General features: G+C 68.8%; 24 protein-coding genes. 14 read left to right on the top strand and 10 right to left on the bottom strand.

Features of this window, described 5'->3' with window-relative positions:
- The first annotated feature begins 56 nt into the window (after positions 1 to 56).
- A complete protein-coding gene (locus CHU93_RS06025; RefSeq protein WP_094473215.1) occupies positions 57 to 941 on the top strand; it encodes a DMT family transporter in 885 nt (294 codons plus the stop codon).
- Between the two features lie 88 nt (positions 942 to 1029).
- Here the strand turns inward: CHU93_RS06025 and CHU93_RS06020 are convergent, their stop codons facing one another.
- From CHU93_RS06020 to CHU93_RS06010, 3 genes are all read right to left on the bottom strand, one after another.
- Positions 1030 to 1302 (bottom strand): SWIB/MDM2 domain-containing protein, encoded by a 273-nt coding sequence (locus CHU93_RS06020; RefSeq protein WP_086115288.1) that lies wholly within the window; start codon positions 1300 to 1302, stop codon positions 1030 to 1032.
- A gap of 172 nt (positions 1303 to 1474) precedes the next feature.
- Positions 1475 to 3523, bottom strand: a complete 2049-nt coding sequence (locus tag CHU93_RS06015; protein ID WP_165768625.1) for a TonB-dependent receptor — start codon at positions 3521 to 3523, stop codon at positions 1475 to 1477.
- Positions 3524 to 3570: 47 nt separating this feature from the next.
- Positions 3571 to 4053 carry an outer membrane protein assembly factor BamE gene (locus tag CHU93_RS06010; RefSeq protein WP_243375318.1) on the bottom strand — a complete coding sequence of 161 codons (483 nt, stop codon included), beginning with the start codon at positions 4051 to 4053 and terminating at the stop codon, positions 3571 to 3573.
- 135 nt (positions 4054 to 4188) lie between these two features.
- Here CHU93_RS06010 and CHU93_RS06005 point away from each other — a divergent pair, with 135 nt between their 5' ends.
- Both CHU93_RS06005 and CHU93_RS06000 read left to right on the top strand, forming a co-directional pair.
- Entirely contained in the window at positions 4189 to 4737 is a 549-nt protein-coding gene (locus CHU93_RS06005) for a ubiquinol-cytochrome C chaperone family protein (RefSeq protein WP_094473213.1), read from the top strand.
- Positions 4734 to 5234, top strand: a complete 501-nt coding sequence (locus CHU93_RS06000) for a YceD family protein (protein WP_094473212.1) — start codon at positions 4734 to 4736, stop codon at positions 5232 to 5234. The genes CHU93_RS06005 and CHU93_RS06000 overlap by 4 nt, the downstream gene beginning before the upstream one ends.
- 3 nt (positions 5235 to 5237) lie before the next feature.
- On the opposite strand, the gene ssb is transcribed toward CHU93_RS06000, so the two are convergent.
- Complete coding sequence (ssb, locus tag CHU93_RS05995; RefSeq protein ID WP_086115292.1) at positions 5238 to 5759, bottom strand: single-stranded DNA-binding protein; 522 nt, start codon at positions 5757 to 5759, stop codon at positions 5238 to 5240.
- Between the two features lie 134 nt (positions 5760 to 5893).
- On the opposite strand from ssb, the gene CHU93_RS05990 reads away from it, so the two are divergent.
- Positions 5894 to 6988: a DUF3667 domain-containing protein gene (locus CHU93_RS05990; RefSeq protein ID WP_133064333.1), complete on the top strand. Its 1095-nt coding sequence runs from the start codon at positions 5894 to 5896 to the stop codon at positions 6986 to 6988.
- Here CHU93_RS05990 and CHU93_RS05985 read toward each other — a convergent pair whose 3' ends face one another.
- On the bottom strand, positions 6989 to 8278 hold the full coding sequence (locus tag CHU93_RS05985) for a DNA recombination protein RmuC (RefSeq protein ID WP_165768624.1): 1290 nt from the start codon (positions 8276 to 8278) through the stop codon (positions 6989 to 6991).
- Between the two features lie 83 nt (positions 8279 to 8361).
- Between CHU93_RS05985 and CHU93_RS05980 the strand changes: the two genes are divergently transcribed.
- Positions 8362 to 9942: a M28 family peptidase gene (locus CHU93_RS05980; protein ID WP_165768623.1), complete on the top strand. Its 1581-nt coding sequence runs from the start codon at positions 8362 to 8364 to the stop codon at positions 9940 to 9942.
- 150 nt (positions 9943 to 10092) lie between these two features.
- Here CHU93_RS05980 and CHU93_RS05975 read toward each other — a convergent pair whose 3' ends face one another.
- Both CHU93_RS05975 and CHU93_RS05970 read right to left on the bottom strand, forming a co-directional pair.
- Positions 10093 to 11403 (bottom strand): RsmB/NOP family class I SAM-dependent RNA methyltransferase, encoded by a 1311-nt coding sequence (locus CHU93_RS05975; protein ID WP_094473208.1) that lies wholly within the window; start codon positions 11401 to 11403, stop codon positions 10093 to 10095.
- A 119-nt stretch (positions 11404 to 11522) separates the two neighbouring features.
- On the bottom strand, positions 11523 to 12350 hold the full coding sequence (locus tag CHU93_RS05970) for an SDR family NAD(P)-dependent oxidoreductase (protein WP_094473207.1): 828 nt from the start codon (positions 12348 to 12350) through the stop codon (positions 11523 to 11525).
- Between the two features lie 56 nt (positions 12351 to 12406).
- Between CHU93_RS05970 and CHU93_RS05965 the strand changes: the two genes are divergently transcribed.
- Positions 12407 to 12562 carry a DUF1674 domain-containing protein gene (locus tag CHU93_RS05965; RefSeq protein WP_094473206.1) on the top strand — a complete coding sequence of 52 codons (156 nt, stop codon included), beginning with the start codon at positions 12407 to 12409 and terminating at the stop codon, positions 12560 to 12562.
- Positions 12563 to 12861: 299 nt separating this feature from the next.
- Positions 12862 to 13836: a hypothetical protein gene (locus CHU93_RS05960; protein ID WP_133064332.1), complete on the top strand. Its 975-nt coding sequence runs from the start codon at positions 12862 to 12864 to the stop codon at positions 13834 to 13836.
- Here CHU93_RS05960 and CHU93_RS05955 read toward each other — a convergent pair.
- Together CHU93_RS05955 and tsaD are read right to left on the bottom strand one after the other, a co-directional pair.
- Positions 13799 to 14767 (bottom strand): NAD(P)H-dependent glycerol-3-phosphate dehydrogenase, encoded by a 969-nt coding sequence (locus CHU93_RS05955; protein ID WP_094473204.1) that lies wholly within the window; start codon positions 14765 to 14767, stop codon positions 13799 to 13801. The genes CHU93_RS05960 and CHU93_RS05955 overlap by 38 nt on opposite strands.
- A gap of 79 nt (positions 14768 to 14846) precedes the next feature.
- Entirely contained in the window at positions 14847 to 15896 is a 1050-nt protein-coding gene (gene tsaD, locus CHU93_RS05950) for a tRNA (adenosine(37)-N6)-threonylcarbamoyltransferase complex transferase subunit TsaD (protein ID WP_094473230.1), read from the bottom strand.
- Positions 15897 to 15952: 56 nt separating this feature from the next.
- Between tsaD and hemC the strand changes: the two genes are divergently transcribed.
- The 4 genes from hemC to CHU93_RS05930 all read left to right on the top strand — a co-directional run bounded on the left by hemC (position 15953) and on the right by CHU93_RS05930 (position 20067).
- Positions 15953 to 16864 (top strand): hydroxymethylbilane synthase, encoded by a 912-nt coding sequence (gene hemC / locus CHU93_RS05945; RefSeq protein ID WP_094473203.1) that lies wholly within the window; start codon positions 15953 to 15955, stop codon positions 16862 to 16864.
- 189 nt (positions 16865 to 17053) lie between these two features.
- Complete coding sequence (locus CHU93_RS05940) at positions 17054 to 17707, top strand: uroporphyrinogen-III synthase (protein WP_094473202.1); 654 nt, start codon at positions 17054 to 17056, stop codon at positions 17705 to 17707.
- A 12-nt stretch (positions 17708 to 17719) separates the two neighbouring features.
- Entirely contained in the window at positions 17720 to 18703 is a 984-nt protein-coding gene (locus CHU93_RS05935) for a hypothetical protein (protein ID WP_094473201.1), read from the top strand.
- A 20-nt stretch (positions 18704 to 18723) separates the two neighbouring features.
- Positions 18724 to 20067 carry an MFS transporter gene (locus CHU93_RS05930; RefSeq protein ID WP_094473200.1) on the top strand — a complete coding sequence of 448 codons (1344 nt, stop codon included), beginning with the start codon at positions 18724 to 18726 and terminating at the stop codon, positions 20065 to 20067.
- On the opposite strand, the gene CHU93_RS05925 is transcribed toward CHU93_RS05930, so the two are convergent.
- Positions 20068 to 20583, bottom strand: a complete 516-nt coding sequence (locus CHU93_RS05925) for an SH3 domain-containing protein (protein WP_094473199.1) — start codon at positions 20581 to 20583, stop codon at positions 20068 to 20070.
- Between the two features lie 74 nt (positions 20584 to 20657).
- Between CHU93_RS05925 and CHU93_RS05920 the strand changes: the two genes are divergently transcribed.
- From CHU93_RS05920 to CHU93_RS05910, 3 genes are all read left to right on the top strand, one after another.
- Complete coding sequence (locus tag CHU93_RS05920; RefSeq protein ID WP_094473198.1) at positions 20658 to 21653, top strand: 2-hydroxyacid dehydrogenase; 996 nt, start codon at positions 20658 to 20660, stop codon at positions 21651 to 21653.
- 329 nt (positions 21654 to 21982) lie between these two features.
- Positions 21983 to 22990 carry a zinc-dependent alcohol dehydrogenase family protein gene (locus CHU93_RS05915; RefSeq protein WP_094473197.1) on the top strand — a complete coding sequence of 336 codons (1008 nt, stop codon included), beginning with the start codon at positions 21983 to 21985 and terminating at the stop codon, positions 22988 to 22990.
- A gap of 54 nt (positions 22991 to 23044) precedes the next feature.
- A partial coding sequence (locus CHU93_RS05910; RefSeq protein ID WP_243375315.1) for a DUF1223 domain-containing protein occupies positions 23045 to 23757 on the top strand: 713 nt, incomplete at its 3' end.

Here is a 23757-nt window from a genome sequence, read left to right as displayed (position 1 = left end):
CAGACTTGCCGGTTTTCATGGCTGCAATCGCCGGCACAAGCGCCTAAGCCCGGCCAATGGGCAGCAATTCCACTCCTGCCGCCGCCGGGCGGCTGGCGTTCCCGGCCATGGTCACCGGATCGGCGTGCCTCGCCTTCGGGCCCTGGCTGGTGCGGCTGGCCGATGTCGCGCCGCTGGCCTCTGCTTTCTGGCGCCAGGCGCTGGCCGTGCCGTTCCTGCTGCTGTTCGCCATGCGCGCGCCGGGCGGGCGTGGCCTGGCGGCGGCCGGGCGCGGCGGGCTGGCGCTGGCGGCACTGGCCGGCGTCGCCTTTGCCGCCGATCTGTCGGTCTGGCATCTTGGCATTGTTCGCACCACGCTGGCCAACGCCACGCTGCTGGCCAATGCCGCCACCTTCCTGCTGCCGCTCTATGGCCTGATCGCCCTGCGCCAGCGGCTCAGCCGGCCGCAATGGTGGGCGCTGGCAACAGCGGCGGCCGGCATGGCGCTGCTGCTGGGCCGCAGTGCGGAAGTATCGGCAACCCATCTTGCCGGCGATCTGCTCTGCCTGGCCGCGGCCGTCTTCTACACCGTCTATCTGATCGCCATCGAAAAGCTGCGCGGCACGCTGGATGCGATGCCGGCCCTGGCCCTGGCCACCCTGGCATCGGCGCTGGCGCTGGCCCCGCTGGCCGCCACCGGCCGCTTCTGGCCAACGGACTGGACACCGATCCTGGCACTGGCCATCGGCAGCCAGGTCATCGGCCAGGGTCTCATCGTCTATGCCGTGCGCCACCTTTCACCGCTGGTGGTCGGCCTTACCCTGCTGGTGCAGCCGGCGATCAGCGCCTTCATCGGGGCGGTGCGCTTTGGCGAAGTGCCCGGCCCGGCCGAGCTGCTGGGCGCCGGGCTGGTGGTGGCGGCACTGGTGGTGGCGCGATTGCCCGAACGCCGGGCAGCCTGAACGCCGGGCAGCCCGAACAGCGGCCACGAAAAAGGGCGCTGCACCCTCGCGGCGCAGCGCCCTTTTGCATCCGGTTCAGCGCAGTGGCTTACTTCAGATAGGCCGAGATGAACTTGTTCATTTCGAACATCGAGCATTCATCCTTGCCAAACAGCGCCTTCAGCTTGGCATCGGCAACGATCATGCGCTTGTCCGTCGGCTTCTGCAGGTTGTTGGCGCGGATATAATCCCACACCTTGGCAACCACCTGGCCGCGCGGCAGCGGATCATTGCCCACCACGGCAGCCAGCGGGCCCTGCGGCGTCAGCGGCTTCATCAACGCGTCCATCTTCTTGCCCGCGGGCTTGGCGTCCTTGGCCATTCCAGTCCCCTTCGTTGTTGCTGGCCGAATATCGGCCGATCACATCAGATTGACCCTGATGCATGGCTTAAAGCGGGGTTCAGCGTGACAGCGCAAGCCCAAAATGCGTGAATGCCACGCCGACAGCCGCCAAAGCCCCGCTAACGTGACAAAACTGCAACCAGTTTGCCTGTCAAAAGCGGCGCAGGAAGCGCAATTGCCACCAGCGCGGCCGGTTCAGGGTGGCGCCGCCGGCCACCGCGCCGTCCACCATCAGCTGATCCAGGCAATTCTCGCACTCCAGGCTGACCAGCCAGCCCCCCTCGCTGATGTCCAGCTGCAGGGCGGCATCGATCTGCCAGCCGGCCGGGGCCAGCCCGCCCGGGGCCTGCAACAGCCCGGCGGCCGCCACCTGCATGGCGCTGCGCCACCGCGCCGTCACCCGTGGCACCAGATCGGCGCCGGCGCCGGCCAGCCGCTGGTGCCAGGCCGCCGACAGCCCGGCGCTGACATCGGGGGCATGAAGCGGCCGGGGCGGCCCGCCGGCCGGCGCGGCGCCCTGCCAGCGCGCCTGTTGCAGCGCCAGGCTGCCGGCCAATTCCAGCTGGCGCAGCGGGCGGGCGCTGGCCCACAGATCAAGCCCATGGTTGCGCATCACCGCCGTGCCGGGATCAACCACGGCCAACGGGTCCAGCCCCAGCAGCGGCGACACCGGCGATCGGGTACGATCGATGAAGGCCGCGGCGTTGATCCGCAGATGATTGCCGAACAGATCGCCCTTCACCCCCGCCTCATGATGCCAGCCGGTTTCACGCGGCAGCGCGGCGAGGCCGGCGCCATTGCGGGCCAGCAGGTTCCAGCCGGGCAGCCGGGCGGTGCGGGCGCTGCGCACGAACAGCAGCGCCTCCCCCAGGGCAAACCCGGCACTGACATCCCCGGTCAGCAGTTGCGCCGTCTGGCGCTGGCCACCCGGCGCTGCCAGGCAGGGGGCGCAGCCGCCGCGCTGGTCGGTCACGTCCAGGGTCAGCGCGGTGTCGGTCAGGCGCAGCGCGCCGGCCAGCTCCAGCCGGCCACTGGCCTGCCAGCTGGCGCGCCCTTCAACATAACGGTCGCTCTGCTGCTGGCTGATCCGGCGATCGGCCAGCACCATGCCCGCCAGCGAATCCGCTGCCAGCCGGGTTTCGCGGCGATCCTCCACCCCGGCCTCCAGCCCCAGGCGCAGGATGTTGAAATCCACCGCCAGCGCCAGGCGATGCTGCTGGCCGGTGAGGTTGCTGCGGGCCACCAGCCCCTGGCCCGCCAGATCAAGCGCCTGCCGGCCGGTCTGCCGGGCAAAGCCATTGTGCAACGCCAGGCTGAAGCGGCCGGATTCCCACGCCAGATCCGAACCATAAAGCTGCAGATCGGTGCGCTGGCCCAAGTGCAGGCGGGCAAGATCGGCGCTGATCGGGCCCCACAGGCCGGGCGCATCAAACGCCAGCCGCGTGGTGGCCGGGCTGGCGGTGAAGCGGCCATCACAGCGGCCGGGCTGCCGTGGATCACAGGCGCTGGCCGGCAGATTGCCCGCCTGCGACCGGTGATAGCTGGCCGACAGGGCCCAGCGCAGGCCGGGCGCCAGATCGATATCGGCCAGCGCCGACAGGCCGGCACGCTGGCCGCGATTCAACCGCTCCCCGGTGCGGACATTGTGCAGCCAGCCCAGATCATGCTGCAACTGGCCGCCGATGCCCAGCCGCACCCCTGTGGCCAGCGGCACATCCAGCCGGCCCACCAGCCGGCGGCTGCCAAAACCGCCGGCGGCAAATTCGCCGGCACCGGCCAGCCGCGCTTCGGGCCGGCGCAGATCCTGCGCCAGGCTGCCAGCCGCCGCACCACCCCCCGGCCCATCGGCCAGCAACAGATCGGCATCGCCCAGCGCCGGCAACAGCGCCGCCTGGCCCGGCAGCGCCATGCCGTTGATGCTTACCAGCGGCCGGGCGCGGCCATGCTGCGTGACAATCGCCAGGCTGCCGTTGCCGGGCGCGGCCAGCGCCATCCAGCCCGGTGCGGCCCGCACCGCATCGGCGATGGTGCCAGGCCCGCCGGCATCGCGGGCATCGGGATCAAGCCACCACAGGGATGCGGTGGCATCCTGCGCGGCCCGATCCGCCAGCCAGCCGCGCAGCTTGGGCTGGGCGGCAATGCCCCACACCGGATTGTCGTCGGGCAGGCCCTGGGCAGCCGCAGGCAGCGCGGGCAGCAACAGGGCGGTTGCCAACCATGCTGGCCGCCGCATCATGCCGGCGCGGCTCAGCGCGGGCCGTCGCGACCGTCGGGCTGGCCGCCCAGCGGGCCGCCGGCGGCGCCCACGGCGCCCACGTTGCCAAACAGGGTTTCGAAGAAGCCTTCCGATTTGCCCAGCGTCGGCGTCTTGTCGTCCACCGGGTTGATGCGGGCGATCTTCTCCATGCGGCGGCGTTCCACCTTCGACACATTGCCCTCGGCATCAAAGCTGACGATCAGGATCTGCTGACCCAGGGTCTTGGGCGCGACAAAGGCATATTGGCCGGTCAGGCGGCTGACATAATACCAGCTGCCATTGTCGAACTGGGCCGCAAAGGTGGGCCGGCCCAGCGTGCGCGACACCGATTCGCGATTGTCCGTCCCCGGCAGGATGGAGGTGAACAGGGTTTCATCGATCAGATAGCCCTGGTTGGCCTTGATGCGCGAGCAGCCGGCACTGGCCAGCGCCGCCGCCGTCAACATCATCAGGGTCACACTGCGTTTCATCATTCTCGCTCCAGACCGGTCGACGCCCCCGCCCCCGGCTGCGGGCCGCCGCCGGCTGCCCAAAGGCGGCAACCCGTGCGACAATCCCGTTCGCGTTGTCATTATGTCAGTCGCGGCGATTATGCTAGCGCTTGGCGCATGTCGATCCTTGCGAGCCTGAAACGCCTGGTTGCCGGGGCGCCGCCGAGCCCGGTGGAGCAGCTTTATGCCGCCGTGGTGGCCGAAGCGCGCCGGCCAGACTGGTATCTTGATGGCGCCGTGCCCGACACGCTGGATGGCCGCTTCGACATGGTGGCGCTGGTGCTGTCGCTTTTGCTGCTGCGGCTGGAACAGGTGACGGGCGGCAATGTCCGCCACCCGGCGGCGCAATTGTCGGCCGATCTGGCTGATCGCTTCATCGCCGACATGGAGGCCAATCTGCGCGAGGACGGCATTTCCGATCAGGCGGTGCCGCGCCATCTGGGCCAGATGATGGCGGCGCTGGGCGGCCGGCTGGGCGCCTATCGCGCCGCGCGCGGCGATGCCGATGCCATGGCCGACGCGCTGCAACGCAATCTCTATCGCGGCGCCGATGTGCCGGATGTGGCGGTGCGGCATGTGGTGGGCGAAACCCGCCGCCTGTCAGGCCGCCTCGCCGCCACCAGCTTTGCCCGGTTGAGCGCCGGCATCATGGAGCCGGCGAATTGACCGCGCCGGTGCCGGAGTTCAGCCATCCGTTGCGCGCCCACGAAATCGGCGGCACGGTGCGGCGCGTGGCCATCAGCGCCAATGATGGGGAACGGGCAGCGCTGGCGGCCCGCTTTGACCTGTTGGCCCTGACCAGCCTTTCGGCCAGTTTCGAGGTGAAGCGCGAGGCGGCCGGCATCCGTGTCACCGGAACGGTGACCGCCACCGGCGATCAGGCCTGCGTGGCGAGCGGGGAGCCGGTGCCGTTCCGCCTGAAGGAGGCCGTGGCCCTGCTGCTGAGCGACGCGCCCGATGGCGGCGAGATCGAACTGGCCGCCGATGATCTGGATGTGGAGCCGTTGGCTGGCGACATCGTTGATCTCGGCGAAATCGCCGCCCAGGCGCTGGCGCTCGGCCTCGATCCCTATCCGCGCCGCCCGGGCGGCGTGCCCGGCCTGCTCAGCGAAGAGGAGGCCGCCGAGGCGCGCAGCCCGTTTGCGGTGCTCAAGGGCAAATAGGCCTCAGAACGGCACGTCGTCGTCCAGATCGTCGTCGAACGCGCCGGGGCGCTTGGCCGGGGCCGCGCCACCAAAGCCGCCGCCGCCCGACGGCGCGCCATAACCGCCACCGAAATCATCGCTGCGGCCACCGCCGCCGCCCATGCCGCCACCCATGCGGTCACCGCCGCCACCATCGCGGCCACCGATCAACGCCATTTCGCCACGGAATGGACCAATCACGATCTCGGTGGTGTAACGGTCCTGGCCGTTCTGATCCTGCCACTTGCGGGTCGAAAGGCTGCCCTCGATATAAACCTCGCTGCCCTTGCGCAGATACTGGGTGGCGATCCGGCCGATATTCTCGTTGCGAATGACGATATTGTGCCATTCGGTCTTCTCCTTGCGCTCGCCGGTGGCCTTGTCGCGCCAGGTTTCCGATGTCGCCATGGTGAACTGCACCACGCTGCCGCCATTGGCGAAGCTCTTGGATTCAGGGTCTTTTCCCAGCCGACCGACCAGAATCACCTTGTTCACACCCGCCATCTTGATCTCCTTCGTCTTGGCCTCAACCCTAACCGCCGCCGGCCCCAGAGGCAATTGGATGCGCCGTCTGCCCCTTGCCTTTGCTGTGGATTTCGCGATTGCTGGCCCACGATGATCTGCCAGTGGGGGCCCTGATGTCAGACCAGATCGAAGCTGCCGCCGGATTGGCCACGGCCAGCCTCGCCGCGCACGTGCTTGATACGCCAGGGCCCGGAATGGCCGCCCATTCAGGCACTTGCGCCAATTGCGGCGCCGCCCTTTCCGGCCCGTTCTGCGGCCAGTGCGGCCAGCGCGCCCACCTGCACCGCAGCGTGGGCGAGGTGTTCCACGAATTCCTGCACGGCATCACCCATTTCGACGGCAAGGCCTGGACCACCCTGCCGATGCTGATCTTTCGCCCCGGGAAGCTGACCCGATCCTATATCGAAGGCCAGCGCGCCCGCTACATCGCGCCGGTGCCCTTGTTCCTTCTTGTTGTTTTCCTGATGTTTTTTGTCCTGTCTTTTGCGCATTTGCCCGATGATGCGGTGCAGGTTGGCGACGATACTACACCGGCCGAGCGGGTCGCGGAGTCGCGCAAGGCCCTCGCCGATATCGACGCCGAGATCGCCAAGGCTGAAGCCACTGGAGACAAGGCCAAGCTCGCCGAACTGCGCACGGCCCGCGCCGGCCTGGCCGCCGTTACAAAGCGCGCCGGATCGGCAGAGGTGAGTGCAGCCGATGTGATCAGCGATATCGGCCAAGGCATTGTTTCGGCCAGCCAAAAGGATCAGCTGACCATCATCAGCGGCTTTCCCGCGCTGGATGCGAAGGCGAAGGAGGCCCTGAAGAATCCCAGTCTTGTGCTCTACAAGCTGCAAACCAAGGCCTACAAGCTCAGCTTCCTGCTGGTGCCGCTGTCGTTGCCGTGGCTGTGGCTGTGGCTGGCCTTGTTCTGGCGGCGCGGGGTCGGCATGTATGATCATGCCATCTTCGCACTCTATTCGATCAGCTTCATGAGCCTGCTGTTCATCACGGCCAGCATGGCGCTCACCGCTGGCGTCACGGCGCAATGGTTCTGGACCCCGCTGTTGCTGGCACCGGCCGCTCACATGTTCGTGCAACTGCGTGGCAGTTATGCGCTTGGCTGGTGGGGCGCCAGTTGGCGCACCGTCTATCTCAGCTTTGCAGCGGTGATCACCCTCAGCCTTTATCTGCTCATCCTGATCGTTGCCGGGGTGCTGGACTGATCAATCCACCGCTGGTGGCGGCAGCAGTTCCGTCGCCTGTTCGCTGCGCACCGGGGCGTCGGCAGCGGCGAGATGCGGCACCGGCTTCTTGCCCTGCTCCACGCCCATATCGGCAAAGCGCCGGGCCTTGGGCAGCACATTGCGTTCCAGCGAACCAACGAAATCATTGTAATTGCCCACCGTTTCGGTGAGATTCTTGCGCATCCGCGCCAGATGCTCCGCCATCACCGCGATCGCGCTGTAGATGTCGGCCCCCAGCTTGCCGATCTCGCGGGCTTCCTCGGCCAGTTTCTCCTGCCGCCAGTTCAGCGCCACCGTCTTGGCGATGGCCAACAGGTTGATCGGCCCGGCCAGCAGGATGCGCTGGTCAAAGGCCCAGCCCAGCAGCGCCAGATCATGTTCCAGCGCGGCCGAAAGGAAATTTTCGCCCGGGATGAACATGATGACGAAATCCGCCGCCGCGCCGAATTCGTTCCAATAGGCCTTTTCCGAAAGGCCGCGGGCATGATTGCGCACGGCGGCGGCATGGCGCTTCATCGCGGCCAGCCGGTCGGGATCATTGCCAGCCTCCAGCGCGGCCAGATAATCGTTCAGGCTGCACTTGGAATCGATGATCAGCTGGCGGCCGCCGGGCAGGTTGATGATGGCATCGGGCCGCTTGCCGCCGCCGTCGGTACTGGCCTGCAGGTTGAAATCGATGCCCGCCCGCAAACCGGCCATTTCCAGCGTGTTGGCCAGCTGCTGCTCCCCCCAGCTGCCGCTGGTCTTGCCGCTGGTGCGCAGCGCCGTCACCAGCCGCGCCGCCTCGTCCGACACGCGGGCCTGGCCCTGTGCCACCTGTTCCAGGGCCTGGGTAAGCGCGCCGTAATTTTCGGCCCGGGCCTTTTCCACCTCGCCCAGCCGGTTCTCATATTTGGCCAGCGTCTCCGCCACCGGAGCCAGCACCGCCTTCAGGCTGGCCTGATTCTTGGCCTCGGCCTCGGCGAAGCGCTGTTCGGCGCGGTTGATCAGCTGGCCCTGCGCCTGTTCCAGCACCCGGCCGGCCAACGCTTCAAAGCGGGTGTTCAACTCCTCCAGCTGGCGGGCGTGGGCGGCGTCGCGCTCTTCCCGCTGGGTCTGCAGCGCCCGGATCTCCACCGCCGTTTCGGCCAGCTTGGTGCGCCGTTCATCCGCCTCCTGCCGGGCGGCATCGCGTTCGGCCTTCAGCGCCGCGACCGGGCGGTTGGCCAGCCACCAGCCCGCGGCAAGCCCCGCAAGCAGGGCAACAATGGCGATCACGGCTTCGGTCACGGGCGGCATCCAGCGCTGACAGGGGAACGGGTGCAGAACATAGCCGCTTGGCAAGCGAACGCAACGCCGCCATGCTCTGGCCCATGCGCATCCTGCCCGCTCTTGCCCTGCTCCTCGCCACATCGGCCACCGCCGCGCCGTTCGCCTTTTCGCCGGCCCGCATCGCCGCCGATGCCGGGGCACTCGCCTCTGATGATTTTGCCGGGCGCGGGCCGGGCGAAGCGGGGGAGGCCTATACGCTGGCCTATCTCGCCCGCCAGTTCCGCGCCGCCGGGCTGGAGCCGGCCGGGCCGGGCGGCAGCTGGCTGCAGGAGGTGCCGCTGATCCGGCTGGAGCGGCAGCCGGGGGCGACCCTGGCCATCACCGGCCCCGATGGCCCGCTGCCCATCCAGCTCGGCCGCAACGCCACGCTGGCGCTGCGCCAGCCGGGGGAGACCATGGTTGCCGATGCGCCGATGGTCTTCGGCGGTTTTGGCGTGGTGGATCAGGGCTTTGATCCCTATGCCGGGGTGGATGTTGCGGGAAAGGTGGTGCTGATCCTGGCCGGCGATCCGGATGGGGAGGCTGGCACCGATCTCGGCTTTGGTGGCCGCACGCTGGCCTACAAGGGCCGGGTGGGCGTGAAGATTGCCGCCGCCGCCAAGGCCGGCGCAATCGGCGTGATCGTGCTGCACGAGGATTTCCCCGCGTCCTACCCGCTCGCCCAGCTGGTCGGCACCGAGATGGTGCCGCAGATGGTGCCGGGGGGCACCAGCTTTGGCGGGCCGCTGCGCTTTGCCAGCTGGGTGGAAGGCGCGGTGGCGGCGCGACTGCTGGCGGCCATCGGCCTGGATCTGGCCAGCGCCAAGGCGGCCGCCCGCAAGGCCGATTTCCGCGCCCTGCCCCTGCCGGCGCTTGCCAGCGCATCGGGCCGGCTGACGGCAACGCCGTTCATCAGCCACAATGTTGTGGGCAAGCTGGCCGGCGCCAGCCGCCCGGATGAGGCGGTGCTGTTCGGCGCGCACTGGGATGCCAACGGCCAGGGGGTGGCCGATGCGGCGGGTGATGCCATCCGCAACGGCGCCATCGACAATGCCACCGGGACCGCCGAGCTGATCGAGGTGGCGCGCGCCTTTGCCGCCGGGCCGCGCCCGGAACGCAGCCTGATCTTTGCGGCGTGGACCGCCGAGGAAAAGGGCCTGCTAGGCGCAGACCATTACGCGGCTTACCCGCTGGTGCCGCTGGACAAGACGGTCGCCGTCATCAACCTGGACCCGCATGTGCAGCTGCCTCGCACCCGCAGCCTGGAAGTGATCGGCGTGGGCCGCACCAGCCTTGAAGATGATCTGGCCGCCGCCGCCAGTGCCATGGGGCTGGTGACCGTACCGGAACCCAATCCGGAAGCCGGCTGGTATTTCCGGTCAGACCATTTTCCCTTCGTGCAACGCGGCGTGCCGGCGCTGGCCTTCCGCGCCGGGCGGGACATCATGGCGGGCGGCACCGCGGCCGGCCAGGCGTTGATCGACCGGTACAACCGCGACTGCTATCACCAGCCCTGCGACCAGATCGGCCCCGGCTTCACCTTTGAGGCCGCCGCGCTGGAGGCGGAGGCCGCGTGGCGGGTTGGCCTGTCGGTGGCCAACCGCTGGCAGCGGCCGGGGTGGAAAATCGAGCCCAAATTCTGAATTCAGGGGCCGTAAACGGGCAAGAGTCGGGCGTTTTCGCCTGTCTTTTTCCACTTTTTCCGCATCTGGCCGGTTTCAAAAAGCGGCTTGCCCGGAATTTCGTCACAGCCAGCAAGATGACCGATTTTGCAGCTGGAGGACAGGCTGTTCTCAATCCGCCAGTTTGCGCAGCCGGGCGATGAAGAAGCCATCCAGCCCGCCTTCGACCTGGCCGGGCAGGGTGCGCACAAAGCCTTCGGCTGTGGGCGTCAGGCCGGCTGGCAGTTCATCGGGGCTGATCAGATCGCGCGGCGCGCCGGCGATGACGCGTTCGGCGATACGCTCCCCTTCGCGCGGGTCCAGGCTGCAGGTGGCATAGACGATGCGGCCGCCGGGCTTCAGCCAGACCGCCGCCCGGCGCAGCAACGCCGCCTGCAGCAGGGTGACCGGGGCGAGATCAGCCCAGCCCTTCAGATGCAGCACATCGGGGTGGCGGCGGAAGATGCCGGTGGCCGAACAGGGCGCATCGAGCAGGATATGGTCATAGAGGCCGTCGGGCTGCCAGCGCAGCGCGTCGGCGGCGATCAGCGTGGCGGCAAGGCCGGTGCGATCGAGATTCTGGCGCACCCGCGTCAGCCGGTCTTCCGAGACGTCGAGCGCGGTCACCTCGCAGCCGCGCGCCGCCAGTTGCAGCGTCTTGCCGCCGGGCGCGGCGCACAGATCGAGCACCTTCTCCCCGGCCTTGGCCGGCAGCAGCCGGGCGGGCAGGCTGGCGGCAAAATCCTGCACCCACCAGGCCCCTTCGGCAAAGCCGGGCCATTCGGTGATGCTGCCTTTCCGTGCGGTGCGGACATGGCCGGGCGCCAGGCTGATGCCGTCAAGCGCCTCGCACCAATGATCGGTTTCGGCCGGGTTCCTGAGGCTGAGATCGGTGGCGGGCTCGTCGGCCAGAGCCGCGCCGGCGGCTTCGGCCATCGCGGCGCCCCAATCGGTCGCCCATTGCACATCGAACGGCGCCGGCAGGCGGGGCGTGGCCGGCAGCGTGGCCGGGCGGCGGATCAGATTGCCGAGCACGCCGTGGACCAGCCGGCGCGGGCCGCTTTCGACCAGCGGCAGCGCGGTGGCCACGACGGCATGCGGTGGCGTGTTCAGCCGCAGCCAGCCGGCCAGCGCCAGCCGCAGGACATGGCGGGCGCGGGCATCGATGGGCAGCGGGCGCGGCGTGGCGCTGTCGATCAGTGCATCAAGTTCCGGCAGCCAACGCAGCACCGTCAAGGCCAGCAGCCGGGCGAGCGCGCGATCCTGCGACAGCGGCAGGCCATCGGCGGCGGTGGCTGCGACGTCGAACGGCACGCCGCGATCAAGCACGGCCATGGCGGTTTTCAATGCAGCGCGGCGGGCGGCGACGCCGCTGTCATCGCGGTTGGTGGTGGGGCGGCCGCTGCGGACGGGCTTGCGCTGGGGGTGGCGGGGGGTGTTCATCGCCGCACCCTTGCCTGAAAGCGGCGGGAAAGCCCACCCTTTGCCGCAGGGGCACGACTGCGCCGGGNCCCTCCGCCCTGCGGGCACCTCCCCCAGAGGGGGAGGATGTTGGGCGCACCCTATTTGCGGCGGCCGAGGAAATTGCCGATCACCTTGAAATAATTGACCGGGAACAGCCGCACCATCCAATCGATGAACCGCGCATCCGGGCCGATCAGCACGCGGTGCTGGCGGCGTTCCATGCCCTTGATGATGGTGGCGGCGGCCTGTTCGGGCGTGGTGGGGGCGTTTTTCTCGAACTCGGCGGCGAAATCAGTGGTCGGGTCCTGCCCCGGCAACAAGGCGATGCGCTTGGAATTCTTTGCCACATTGGTCTTGATGCCGCCGGGGTGGACGCGGATCACGCAGACGTTGGGATCGGTGAGCGCCAGCTCCATCGCCATCGCCTCGGTCAATCCGCGAACGGCATATTTGCTGGCGTTGTAGGCGCTTTGGGTGGGGTAGCCCATCATGCCGAACACGCTGGAAATATTGACGATCCAGCCCACGCCGTCCTTGGCGGCGGCAGCGCGCACGTGGGGCAGGGCGGCGCGGCAGCCTTCCACCACGCCGGTGAAGTTCACCGCCATCACCCGATCGAAATCCTCGCGCGGGCAATCGGCAAAGGGGGCGACCACCGAAAGACCGGCATTGTTGATGATGCCGTCCAGCCGGCCGAAATCACTGACCGCCGCCGAAATCCAGGCGTGGAGTGCCGGCGTGTCGGTGACATCAAGCGCGGTGATGCTGGCCGGGCGGTTGCCGAGCAGGCGTTTTGTCTCGGCCAGGCCCGCCTCGTCCTTGTCGGCCAGGGCGAGGACGGCGCCTCGAGCGGCGAGATCCAGTGCCAGCGCCCGGCCGATGCCGCTGCCGGCGCCCGTGATGGCGATCACCTTGTTGTCGAACATGGCTGCTTCCCTTCACCCCATTGCTAACAGGGGCGGCGCGGTGGCAACACTGCGATATGGACAAGGACAAGCCCCAAACCCCCGATCCGCGCGACAAGCAGCCGGAAACCCCGCCGCCGCCGCCCACCGACAAGGAAGTGGGCGGCCGCAAAGGGCCGGACCCGGTGCGTTACGGCGACTGGGAAAAGGGCGGCATCGCGGTGGATTTTTGATGAGCGTCAGTGACCCCGCCGATTGCGCCTCTAGTGCCAGCGTGGGTGCAGGCGCATTGGGTACGTTCTGTGGTGGATGATCTGATCCGCAACCGTATTGCCGCTGTTGCGTCCGCGCCGGATGACCGAGTGCTGCTTACCGAGGCCATGTCGAAGCTGCGCGAGCGTATAGCTGGTCGGCTGTTCGCTGGCCGTTCACCGAAATGCACCGACTCCGGCCACGTTGGCGCGTGCGAGGTAAGCGAAATGCCGAGGGACATGTAATGGACAGCGCTGCGGGGCGAGCATGGTCCTGGTTGGTGCAGATTGCGTCCTTCATTGCCGTTGCCGGAATGATGGCGTTCATCATGTCGTTGGGGTTTTCAGACCCCAGGCTCTATCCTGCGGTCTTTGCCGTTTTGTTGATCCTGTCTGTCCCGTTCGGTCTGTTGCCTTATGCGGTTGCACGGCATGCGGGCAGAGTGGGCTGGCGCGAAGCGGCAATCGCTGGCCTGTTGGCAGGAGGCCTGTTCGGTATCATCTTCTTTCTGTTGCAGCTGGGAGGCACATACAGCTCCAGCGCTGGCGGTGTCGCCTTGTGGAAAGACGGGTGGCCAACCTTCGCTGGTTTGGCCCAAAGCGCCGCTCTTTGCGGCCTGTATGCAGCCATCGGCGGGCTGGGCGGCCTGCTGCTGAGAGCGCTGGTGCCATCAGACCTGTTGATGGCCTCCCGATTCCCATTACGCCCATACTGGCGCGATGTGCTGCCCTTGGCCCTCGCCATCGCCGCCTTGGCAGCAGTGCCGATCACAGAACAAGCAACGCGGGATCGCAGCTGTTTCAATCCGTTTCGTGCCGGCGACGCTCCCCGCAACGTCACGCCAAACCTCAGTCTGCGGCTCCATGTGAGCAAATCCCAGTGGCCGGACGTGGCCAGCAGTTTCGCCGCTTTTGCCAAGGCGAACGGCTGGCGGTCACGAGGCCAGACTGAAATCCGGGAGGACTGGAACTGGTTTCAATATGAAGCCTGCCGCGAACCCGTCGTAAACATTATCATTTTGCAAATTCCGCTTGATGATGCTGGCGGGTTGATCGTTTCGGTCACCACCGAGCGACCGGAGATCACCTGGGAGGCTGACGTGCAGCGGCTGATCGGCCTGCTGGCCCGCCATGGCCGGATCACGCGTGACCGGCTGATGGTCACGCGCCGCTTGCCCGGTTGGGCGCAAGCCATTCCCATTGAACCGGAAGCGCCGCCTATTCCGCCTTCAACGGCCGCGCCAGCAGCGCGCTGATCGTTTCCTTGACCGGCGCGCCGGCGAGCAGGGCGGCGACGGCAGCGCAGATCGGCATGTCCACCTGCGCCGCGCGGGCGGCCTCCACCAGCACGGGGGCAGTGGCGGCGCCTTCGGCAACGGCGGGGCCGGCGAGGAGATCGGCCAGCGGGCGGCCCTGGCCGAGGCCGACACCCAGGCGGAAGTTGCGGCTGTTTTCGGAGGAGCAGGTGAGGACGAGATCGCCGAGGCCGGACAGGCCGGCGAGCGTTTCCGCCCGTGCCCCGCGCGCGACGCCAAAGCGGGTCATTTCGGCAAAGCCGCGCGCGATCAGCGCGGCGCGGGCGTTGAGGCCAAGGCCGGCGCCCTCCACCACCCCGCAGGCAATGGCGAGCACATTCTTGACCGCGCCGCCGATCTCGGCGCCCAGCACATCATCGGACTGGTAGAGCCGGAAGGTCGGCCGGGCCATGGCGGCGATCAGACGTTCGCCCAGGGCCTTGTTTTCAGATGCGAGCGTGATGGCGCAGGGTTTGCCGGCCGCCACCTCGTGCGCGAAGCTGGGGCCGGAGAGGACGGCGATCGGATTGGGCACAAGATCGCGCGCCACCTCCAGCATCAATTTGTGGCTGCCGGCCTCGATCCCCTTGGCGCACAGGATGATGGGGGTGGTGGCGGGCAGCGCCGCGAGGGCCAGCGTGGCGCGCAGATGCTGGGCGGGCACGACCACCAGCACGATGTCACTCGCCACGATATCGGCCAGATCGGCGGTGGCGGTGATGCCAGCGGGCAGGGGCACGCCGGGCAGGAACTGCGGGTTTTCGCGGGCACTGTTGATGGCGGCGACCACGTCGGCTTCGCGCGCCCACAACGTGACCGGGCCATTGCCGGCCAGCGTTGCAGCGAGCGCCGTTCCCCATGCGCCGCCGCCGATAATGCCAAACGTCGTCATGGCCGGTCCTCCGGCGCATGGACTTCCGGCTTGCGCGCTGACGCGCGCGGGGCCCCGGCCCCGATGATGCCGAAGCGTGTCATGCCTTCACCCCGGCGCCGCGCACGGCCTCGGCTGCAGGATCGAGCGGCCAGCGCGGGCGCGCGGGGGCGTTGAGATCGTCAATATCGCCGGCGAGGAAGCGCTCCACCCCGGCCCAGGCGATCATGGCGCCATTGTCGGTGCACAGCCACATTGGCGGGGCGACGAAGGGCAGGCCGTGGGCGGCGGCCAGATCGGCCAACGCGCCCCGGATGCTCTGATTGGCTGCCACGCCGCCGGCCACGACCAGCGCCGTCACCTCTGGCACCTGGGCCAACGCACGGGCGGTGCGGTCCACCAGGCAGTCGCAGGCGGCCTGCTGGAAGCTGGCGGCGAGATCGGCGATGTCGTGTGCCGTCGGCGCGGCCATGGCGGCACGGGCGCGCAGCACGGCGCTTTTCAGGCCGGCAAAGGAGAAATGCGGTTCATCACTGCCCACCAGCGGGCGCGGCAGGGCAAAGCGCGGAGTGCCGGCCCGGGCCGCGCGTTCCAGCGCGGGGCCGCCGGGAAAGCCCAGGCCCAGCAGCTTGGCGGACTTGTCAAAGGCTTCGCCCACCGCATCATCAATGGTGGTGGCCAGCCGGCGATAGCGGCCGACGCCTTCGACACAGAGCAGCTGGCAATGCCCGCCGGAAACCAGCAGCAGCAAATAGGGAAAGTGCAGGGCGGCATTGGCGAGCCGGGGCGACAGCGCATGGCCTTCGAGATGGTTGACCGCGATCAGCGGCTTGGCCGCCGCCATCGCCAGCGCCTTGGCGGTGACAAGGCCGACCATCACCCCGCCGATCAGGCCCGGCCCGGCGGTGCCGGCAATGGCATCAATGTCGGCAAGGCTGACCCCGGCTTCGTCCAGAACCTCGGCCAGCATGGGAGCGAGGCGATCGGCGTGGGCGCGCGCGGCCAGTTCGGGCACGACGCCGCCAAAGCGTTCGTGCGCCTCGTTCTGGCTGGCGATACGCTGCGCCAAAATGGTGCGATCGGCACGCACCAGGGCGACCGCGGTTTCATCGCAGCTGGATTCAATGCCGAGGACAAGTGGATTGTGCACGCCGTTCACCTAGGGCCGGTCTTGCCAATCCGCAACCATCGCGCCATGGGCAGGGCATGAGCTTCAAGATCGGCACCCGCGGTTCTCCCCTTGCGCTGGCCCAGGCGCACATGACGGCTGATGCGCTGAAGGCCGCACACGGCTGGGGCGACGGCGATGTGGAGATCATCATCATCCACACCACCGGCGACAAGGTGCAGGACCGGGCGCTGGCCGAGATTGGCGGCAAGGCCTTGTGGACCAAGGAGCTGGATGCCGCGCTGCTGGATGGCCGCATCGATATCGGCGTGCATTCGATGAAGGATGTCGAGACGATCCTCAAGGATGGCATCGTGCTGCCGGCAATGCTGCCGCGCGCCGATGTGCGGGAGACGCTGATCGGGGCGGACAGCATTTCCGGGCTGAAGCTGGGCGCGCTGGTCGGCACCTCCTCCCCCCGGCGGGCGGCGCAGTTGAAGGCGCAGCGGCCTGATATCACAACCGAAATCCTGCGCGGCAATGTGGCGACGCGGCTGGCCAAGGTGGAATCTGGTGCCATCGATGCCACGCTGCTGGCCGCCGCCGGCCTGTCCCGGCTGGGCATGAACGTGGGCAGCATCGTGCCGGTGGAGCAGATGCTGCCGGCCAGTGCCCAGGGCGCAGTGGGCATCACGGCGCGGGCTGGCGACACCGAAACGCTGGCCCGGCTGGCGGCGATCAACCACCAGCCGACGCTGGATTGCGTCATGCTGGAGCGTGGATTCCTGGCCGCATTGGGTGGCACCTGCCATTCGCCGGTGGCCGCATTGGCCCAGTTTGTGGGCGAAAACGTGCATTTCCGTGGCCAGATCTTTGCCGAGGATGGCAGCGAAGTGCAGCAAGGCGATTTCACCGGCCCGCTGGCCGAGGCCCCGGCCGCGATTGCCGCGCTGGCCGCCCGGCTGCTGGGCCAGGCCGGCCCGGCGCTGCGCGGCCTGTTCACGGCCTAGAGCGGTTTTCGACCAATCTGGATCACCGGCACTGAGCCGATTTTGGTTCGGTGCAAGGAGCAAGGAGGGCGCGATGCAGCGCATCGCAACTGACGCAGCGACGCCGCACCGGGCCAGAATCGGCCTGCCCCGTCAGGGGTCGCCCGCAAGGGCGATGACGGTGGTTCAGATTGGTCGGAAACGGCTCTGATGCGTCTGCTCGTCGTCCGCCCCGAACCGGGTGCAGCGGCGACAGCCGCGAAATTGCGGGCGCTGGGGCACGAGCCCATCGTGCTGCCGCTGCTGGCGACCGAAGCGCTGGACTGGCAGCCGCCGGCCACCCTGCCCGACGGTGTGATCATCACCAGCGCGGCGGCCGTGCGCCACGCCGGGCCGGCGGCGGCCGGCCTGCAGCATCTGCCCTTGTTCTGCGTCGGCGGGGCCACCGCCGCGGCGGCACGCGCGGCCGGCTGGCGCGATGTGGGGCAAGGGCCGGGCACGTTGCAGGGCCTGCTGGACGAACTGGCCGCCACACCACGCCTGCTGCTGCATCTGGCCGGCGAAGATCGCACCGCCGTGACCGTGCCGGCGGCGCTGACCATCGAAACCCGCATCCTCTATCGCGCGCGGCTGTTGCCGCTGCCGATGCTGGTGCCGGTGGACGGCATCTTGCTGCATTCGCCGCGCACCGCCCGCCATCTTGCGGCGGAATGGACCCGGCTGGGCGGCCGGCGCGATATGGTGAGCCTGTTTGCCATCAGCCCGCTGGCGCTGGCAGCGGCCGGGCCGGGCTGGCGCAGCGGCAAGGCGGCGGCGACACCCGATGATGCGGCGCTGCTGGCGATGCTGGGCAAAGCCGGATAAGGTCTTGCCGCAATGAACGAACCCTTTGACCGCGGCGAGATCAACGAGGCCAGCCTGGCGGCCGCCGAACGGCTGCGCGCCCGGCTGATGAGCGAGCGGGCCGCCCCGGTGCAGCCGGCGGCGCGGCGCAGCGTGCTGCCCTGGGCGGTGACGGCGGCGCTGTTCGCCTTTGCCGCCGGGTTGATCGCCAATCCCTGGTTTGAACAGGCGGTGCGCGGGCGGCTGCCCTTTGTGGCAGCAGCGACACCCGACACCAGCGCTTTGGAACAGCGGCTGGCGGCGCTGGAAAAGCGCGCGCCCACCGGCCCGGCGGTTGCGGCCGAACGGCTGGCCCGGGCCGAAGCCAAGGTGGAAAGCAGCACCGACCAGTTGCAGCGCGATGCGCAGCGCATCGACACGCTGGCCGGCGAGGTGGCGCGGCTGACGGCGCGGCTGGCGGCGCAGGAGGCGCGGGACAGCAATGTGGTCGCCACCGCACAGGGCGCGGCCAACCGGGCCGAGGCGATGTTGACCGTGCTGCTGCTGCGCCGGGCGCTGGCCGATGGCCGGCCGATCGATGCGCTGCTGCCCGCCGCCGGCCGCCTGTTCGAAGCCAGCGATGCCGATGCGGTGGCAGCGCTGGCGGCCCTCGCAGCCAAGCCGGTGACCCGCGCCGGCCTGGCCCGCGATCTGGGCGTGATGGCCGATACCAGCGATTTGCGGCCCAATTGGTGGCAGGCGCTGATGGCGCGGCTGGATGATGCCATGTCGGGCGCCGCCGCGCAGGGCCCGGTGACGGCGGCGCGCGCCGCCATGGTGCGCGGCGATGTCGCCACCGCCGTGGCGCGGCTGCGGGCGGCGCCGGCGCTGGGCGGCAACGCCACGGTGCGGGCCTGGCTGGCCAATGCCGAACGGCTGCTGGCCGCCGAAGCCGCGCTGGCCCGGCTGGAAGCGGCGGCCACCACCCCGCTGGCGGCGCCGGCGCTGTTGCCCCCCGGCCCCGGCGCCCCACGGTGAACCGGGCGACCCTGGCCTGAGTGGCGGCACAGGGCGGGCGCGATCCTTATGTCATCCTGATTTCCATCTATATTTTCGCGCCGTGGTTTGTGGGTCAGGTGGTGGGCAACCCGGTGGAAGGCCAGGCCCTGATCGCGGCGGGCGGAAAATGGGGCGGCTGGGCGGTGATGCTTTCGATGCCGGTGCTGGGCGCCGCCATCGATCGGCTGGGCCCGCGCAAGCCGCTGCTGGCGCTGGTGGTTGCGGCCATGATCGGCATCTGTGCCAGCCTGTGGTTCGTCACGCCCCGGGGGCATCCCGAACCGATGCTGGGCATTGCCTGGGTGGTGGCGGCCGGCGCCGCGATGACCTGGCTGTTTGCCGCCCACGAAATGCTGCACAACGCGCTGCTGGTGCCGGCGGCGGGCGCAGCCGGGGCGGCGCGGGCCAGCGGTGCCGGGCTGGCGGCCGGCAATGCGGTTTCGGTGTCGCTGCTGCTGCTGGTGCTGTTTGCCTTTGCCCTGCCCGGCACCGTGCCCTGGCCATGGCTGCCGGAGCGGCCGCTGCTGGGGCTTGATCCGGCCATGGGCGAACCGGCCCGCATAACCGGGCCGATTGTTGCGGTGCTGATGGCGCTGGGCAGCCTGCCCCTGTTCCGCCTGGTGCCGGATCGGCCGCGCACCCGCGCCAGCTGGGCCGGGGCGCTGGCCGGCGGCGCTGGCGATCTGGCCGGCCTGTTCCGCAATGTGCGCGGCAATGCCAATCCGCTGCTCTATCTGCTGGCGCGGATGATCTTCACCGATGGGTTGACGGCGATCCTTTTGTTTGGCGGCATCTTTGCCAGCGGCGTGATGGGCTGGGGCACGCTGGAAATGCTGGGCTATGGCCTGCTGCTGTCCACCATGGCGGTGGTGGGCGGGCTGCTGGCCGGCCGGCTGGATGCCGCCATAGGCCCGCGACCGGCGCTGATCCTGGAATTGTCGGCCCTGATCGCGCTGGAACTGGCGGTGATCGGCACCGATCGGGCCCATATCGCCCATCTGGCGGTCGACACGGCGCCGGTGTGGAAGGCCCCGGTGTTTGCGACCCTGCCGGAACTGGGCTTTCTGGCGCTGGGCTGCGGCCTGGCGATCACCATCACGGCCGCCTATGCCTCATCGCGCACGCTGCTCACCCGGGTGGCGCCGGCGGATCAGCTTGGCACCTATTTCGGGCTGTATGCGCTGGCCGGATCGGCCACCATGTGGCTGGGGCCCTTGCTGGTGGAAACCGCCACCCGCGCCATCGGCACCCAGGCCGCCGGCTTCTGGGCGGTGGTGGGCCTGCTGGCCGTTGGGCTGCTGCTGCTGCTGTTCGTGAAGGGCGGCGGCCGGCTGAAGGGCTGATCAGCCCTCAATCTTCTCGCGCTTGTAGGTGCCCCACATTTCAGAGCGCAGGATATAGCCGGACTTGCCGTCCTTGCTGACCCGGCACCACAGATCCTCACACAAGGTCACCAGCACCACGGCACCCGGCGCGATGCGCCAGGCGATGCGGCTTTTCACATCGGGCGAGACATAGAGGAGGCGGGTCTGCCCGGTGATGATGGCGGTGCGCTGGCTGGTGAGCAGCGCCTTGTTCATCCAGCCGATTTCGCCGGCCGGGTCGCGCACCTTGCGCCAGATCTCATATTCCTGCAGCACCTCCACCGGCAGGCCGGCGCGCTTGTATTCCCACTTGATCGGGAAGCGTTCCCCCGGCCCGGTGCGCATCATGGCGCTGTTGCTCTTGGTCGAGACGAAGCGCGGCTTGGGCAGATCGGTGGTGCCATCGGCAAATTCGGTGGCGGCCAAGGCGGTGGGCGCCGTGGCGGCGATCAGGCCCAACGGCAGCAGGAACAGGCGAGACAGAAGGCGCTTCATGGCCCTTCCTCTTGACCGGTTGGCCGTTGCCGCGCAAGCCTTGCCGCAAACATCATCGCCGCAGTGGAACGCCCATGCCCAACACCCCGCGCCCCAAGGTCATCGTCACCCGCCGCCTGCCGCAGGCGGTGGAAACCCGCATGGCCGAACTGTTCGATGTCGAACTGAACCTGACCGACACGCCGTTCAGCCAGGAGCAGTTGGCCGATGCCGCGCGCCGCTGCGACGTGCTGGTGCCGACGGTGACCGATCATGTCGATGCCGCGGTGTTTGCCGCCGCGGCCGAGGCTGGCCGGCTGAAGCTGTGCGCCAATTTCGGCGTGGGGGTGGACCATATCGATCTGCACGCCGCCCGCGTCGCCAAGGTGACGGTGACCAACACGCCCGGCGTGCTGACCGATGACACCGCCGACATGGTGATGGCGCTGATCCTGTCGGTCCCGCGCCGGCTGGGCGAGGGCGAGAAGCTGGTGCGCCAGGGCAATTGGGCCGGCTGGTCCCCCACCGGCATGCTGGGCCACCGCATCACCGGCAAGCGGCTGGGCATCATCGGCATGGGCCGCATCGGCAGCGCCGTCGCCCGCCGCGCCCGCGCCTTTGGCCTGACCGTGCATTATCACAACCGCACCCGCCTGCCGCCCAGCATCGAGGCGGAGATGGAGGCGACCTGGTGGGCCGATCTGGACGCCATGCTGGCGCGGGTGGACATCATCAGCATCAACTGCCCGCACACGCCCGACACCCACCATCTGATCGACGCGCGCCGCTTCGCGCTGATGCAGAAGAGCGCCTATATCATCAACGCCGCGCGCGGTGAGATCGTGGACGAGAATGCGCTGTGCGAGGCGCTGGCCAAGGGCCAGATCGCCGGTGCCGGGCTGGACGTGTTTGAACATGAGCCGGCGGTGGACCCGCGCCTGCTCGACCTGCCCGGCGTGGTGCTGCTGCCGCATATGGGCAGCGCGACCTTTGAAGGCCGCCAGGCGATGGGCGAAAAGGTGATCGCCAATATCCGCGTGTGGGTGGATGGGCATCGGCCGCCGGATATTGTGCTGGAGGGGTGGGCCTGATGCGGCACAGCCTATCGCAACGCGATAGGCTGTGCCGCATCAGGCCGGCCGGGCTGGCGGCTGGCCCCAAGGCCAGCCGAACAGCTTCGACGGCGTGGCTCCGCCACGCTCCTCCCTCTCCTTTCCCTTCTTCCAAACACAGACTCGGCGGCTGTGCCGCCGGCCGTGGCCCTGTGCCTCGACAAGCTCGGCATGAGCGGGTCTGGTCCATATTCCGCTGCCCAGGCTGCGCCCCTCCACCGCCGTGCCGGCGGTCCCCCTCCCCATTCAGAGAATGGGGAGGATCGTGAAACGCGCTAGGCTGCCCACAACCAAGGGAGCCGCCACCAATGAAAGCCATCCGCCTTCGCCACCCCGCCGGCATCGACAATCTGAAGTATGAGGACATGGCCGAACCGGGCGCGCCGGGGCCGGGCCAGATCAAGGTGCGCATCCGGGCCAGCAGCCTGAATTATCATGATTATATCGTCGTCGTCGGCGGCATCCCGACGCCCGATGGCCGCATTCCGATGAGTGATGGCGCCGGCGAGGTGCTGGCCGTGGGCGAGGGCGTGAGCGAGTTCCGGCCCGGCGACCTGGTGGTGTCCACCTTCTTCCCGACCTGGCTTGACGGCAAACCGAACATGGCGGGTTTTGCCGGGGTGCCGGGCGATGGTGCCGATGGCTATGCCGTTGAAGAAGTGGTGGCCCCGGCGACCAGCTTCACTCACGCGCCGTTCGGCTACAGCCATGCCGAGGCCGCCACCCTCACCTGCGCCGGGCTGACGGCCTGGCGGGCGCTGGTGCCGGAGGGCCAGGTGAAGGCCGGCGATGTCGTGCTGGTGCAGGGCACCGGCGGGGTTTCGATCTTTGCGCTGCAGTTCGCCAAGATGATGGGGGCGACGGTGATCGCCACCAGTTCGAGCGACGAAAAGCTGGCCCGCCTTGCGGCCATGGGGGCGGACCATCTGATCAACTACAAGGCGACGCCCAATTGGGGGGCGGAGGCGCTGAAGCTGACCCACGGGCGCGGGGTGGACCATATTGTCGAGATTGGGGGCGCCGGCACCATGCCCGAATCGATCACCGCCTGCGCGGTGGGCGGCCATATCAGCCTGATCGGTGTGCTGGCGGGCTATGCCGGGCCGGTGCCGACCGTGCAGCTGATGGCCAAGCAGATCCGCCTCATTGGCATCACCGTGGGCACCCGCCGCCAGCAGCAGGACATGATCCGGGCGATCAACCAGAACGGGCTGCGGCCGGTGATCGATTCGCATTTCCCGCTGGCCGAGCTGGGCGCCGCTTTCCGCCACCAGGAGTCGGCCAAGCATTTCGGCAAGATTTGTGTGGAGATCTGAGGGCTGAAACATTCCGGGCGGCTGGTGCGAAAGACCGGGCAAAGGAGCCTGCCCGTGAAGATCCGCCTGTTGCCCGCCCTTGTTGCCCTGTTGTCTGCCGCGCCCGTGTTGGCCGCCGATGCCGCCCACCCGACGGTGATCGAGCTGTTCCAGAGCCAGGGCTGTTCATCCTGCCCGCCGGCCAATGCCAATGTGATGGCGCTGGCCGACCGGCCGGACCTTTTGGTGCTGAGCTTTGGCGTGACCTATTGGGACCAGCTGGGCTGGAAGGACAATTTCGCCAAGGCCGAGTTCACGCAGCGGCAATATGATTATCGCGGCGGCCTGCGCCACGCCAATGTGTGGACGCCGCAGACGGTGATCAACGGCCGGCTGGACGTGACCGGCGTGCGCGCTGGCGAGCTGGCGCAGGCGGTGGTGGCGGGGGATCGCGGCACGGGCGGCCCGGCGTTGGCGGCGGCGGCCGGGCGGATCAGCATCGGGGCCGGCAGCGGCGCGGCCGATGTGTGGCTGGTGCGTTATGACCCGCGCATCGTGCAGGTGCCGATCAGGGCCGGCGAAAATGGCGGCCGCACCCTGCCGCACCGCAATGTCGTGCGGGCGCTGGTGCGGCTGGGCGGCTGGAATGGCGCTGCCACCGGCTTTGCCCGGCCGGCGCCGATGCCAGGCTTGGCCGAAGCGGTGCTGGTGCAGCGCACAGGTGGCGGGCCGATCGTGGCGGCGTTGAAGCTGGGCACCTCCAAAAACCCCTCGCCAATAGCGGCCTG

It is taken from the genome of Sandarakinorhabdus cyanobacteriorum, assembly GCF_002251755.1.
GTDB lineage: Bacteria > Pseudomonadota > Alphaproteobacteria > Sphingomonadales > Sphingomonadaceae > Sandarakinorhabdus > Sandarakinorhabdus cyanobacteriorum.
The sequence above is the reverse complement of the archived record's forward strand: the minus strand, read 5'-3'. Positions and strand labels throughout refer to the sequence as shown.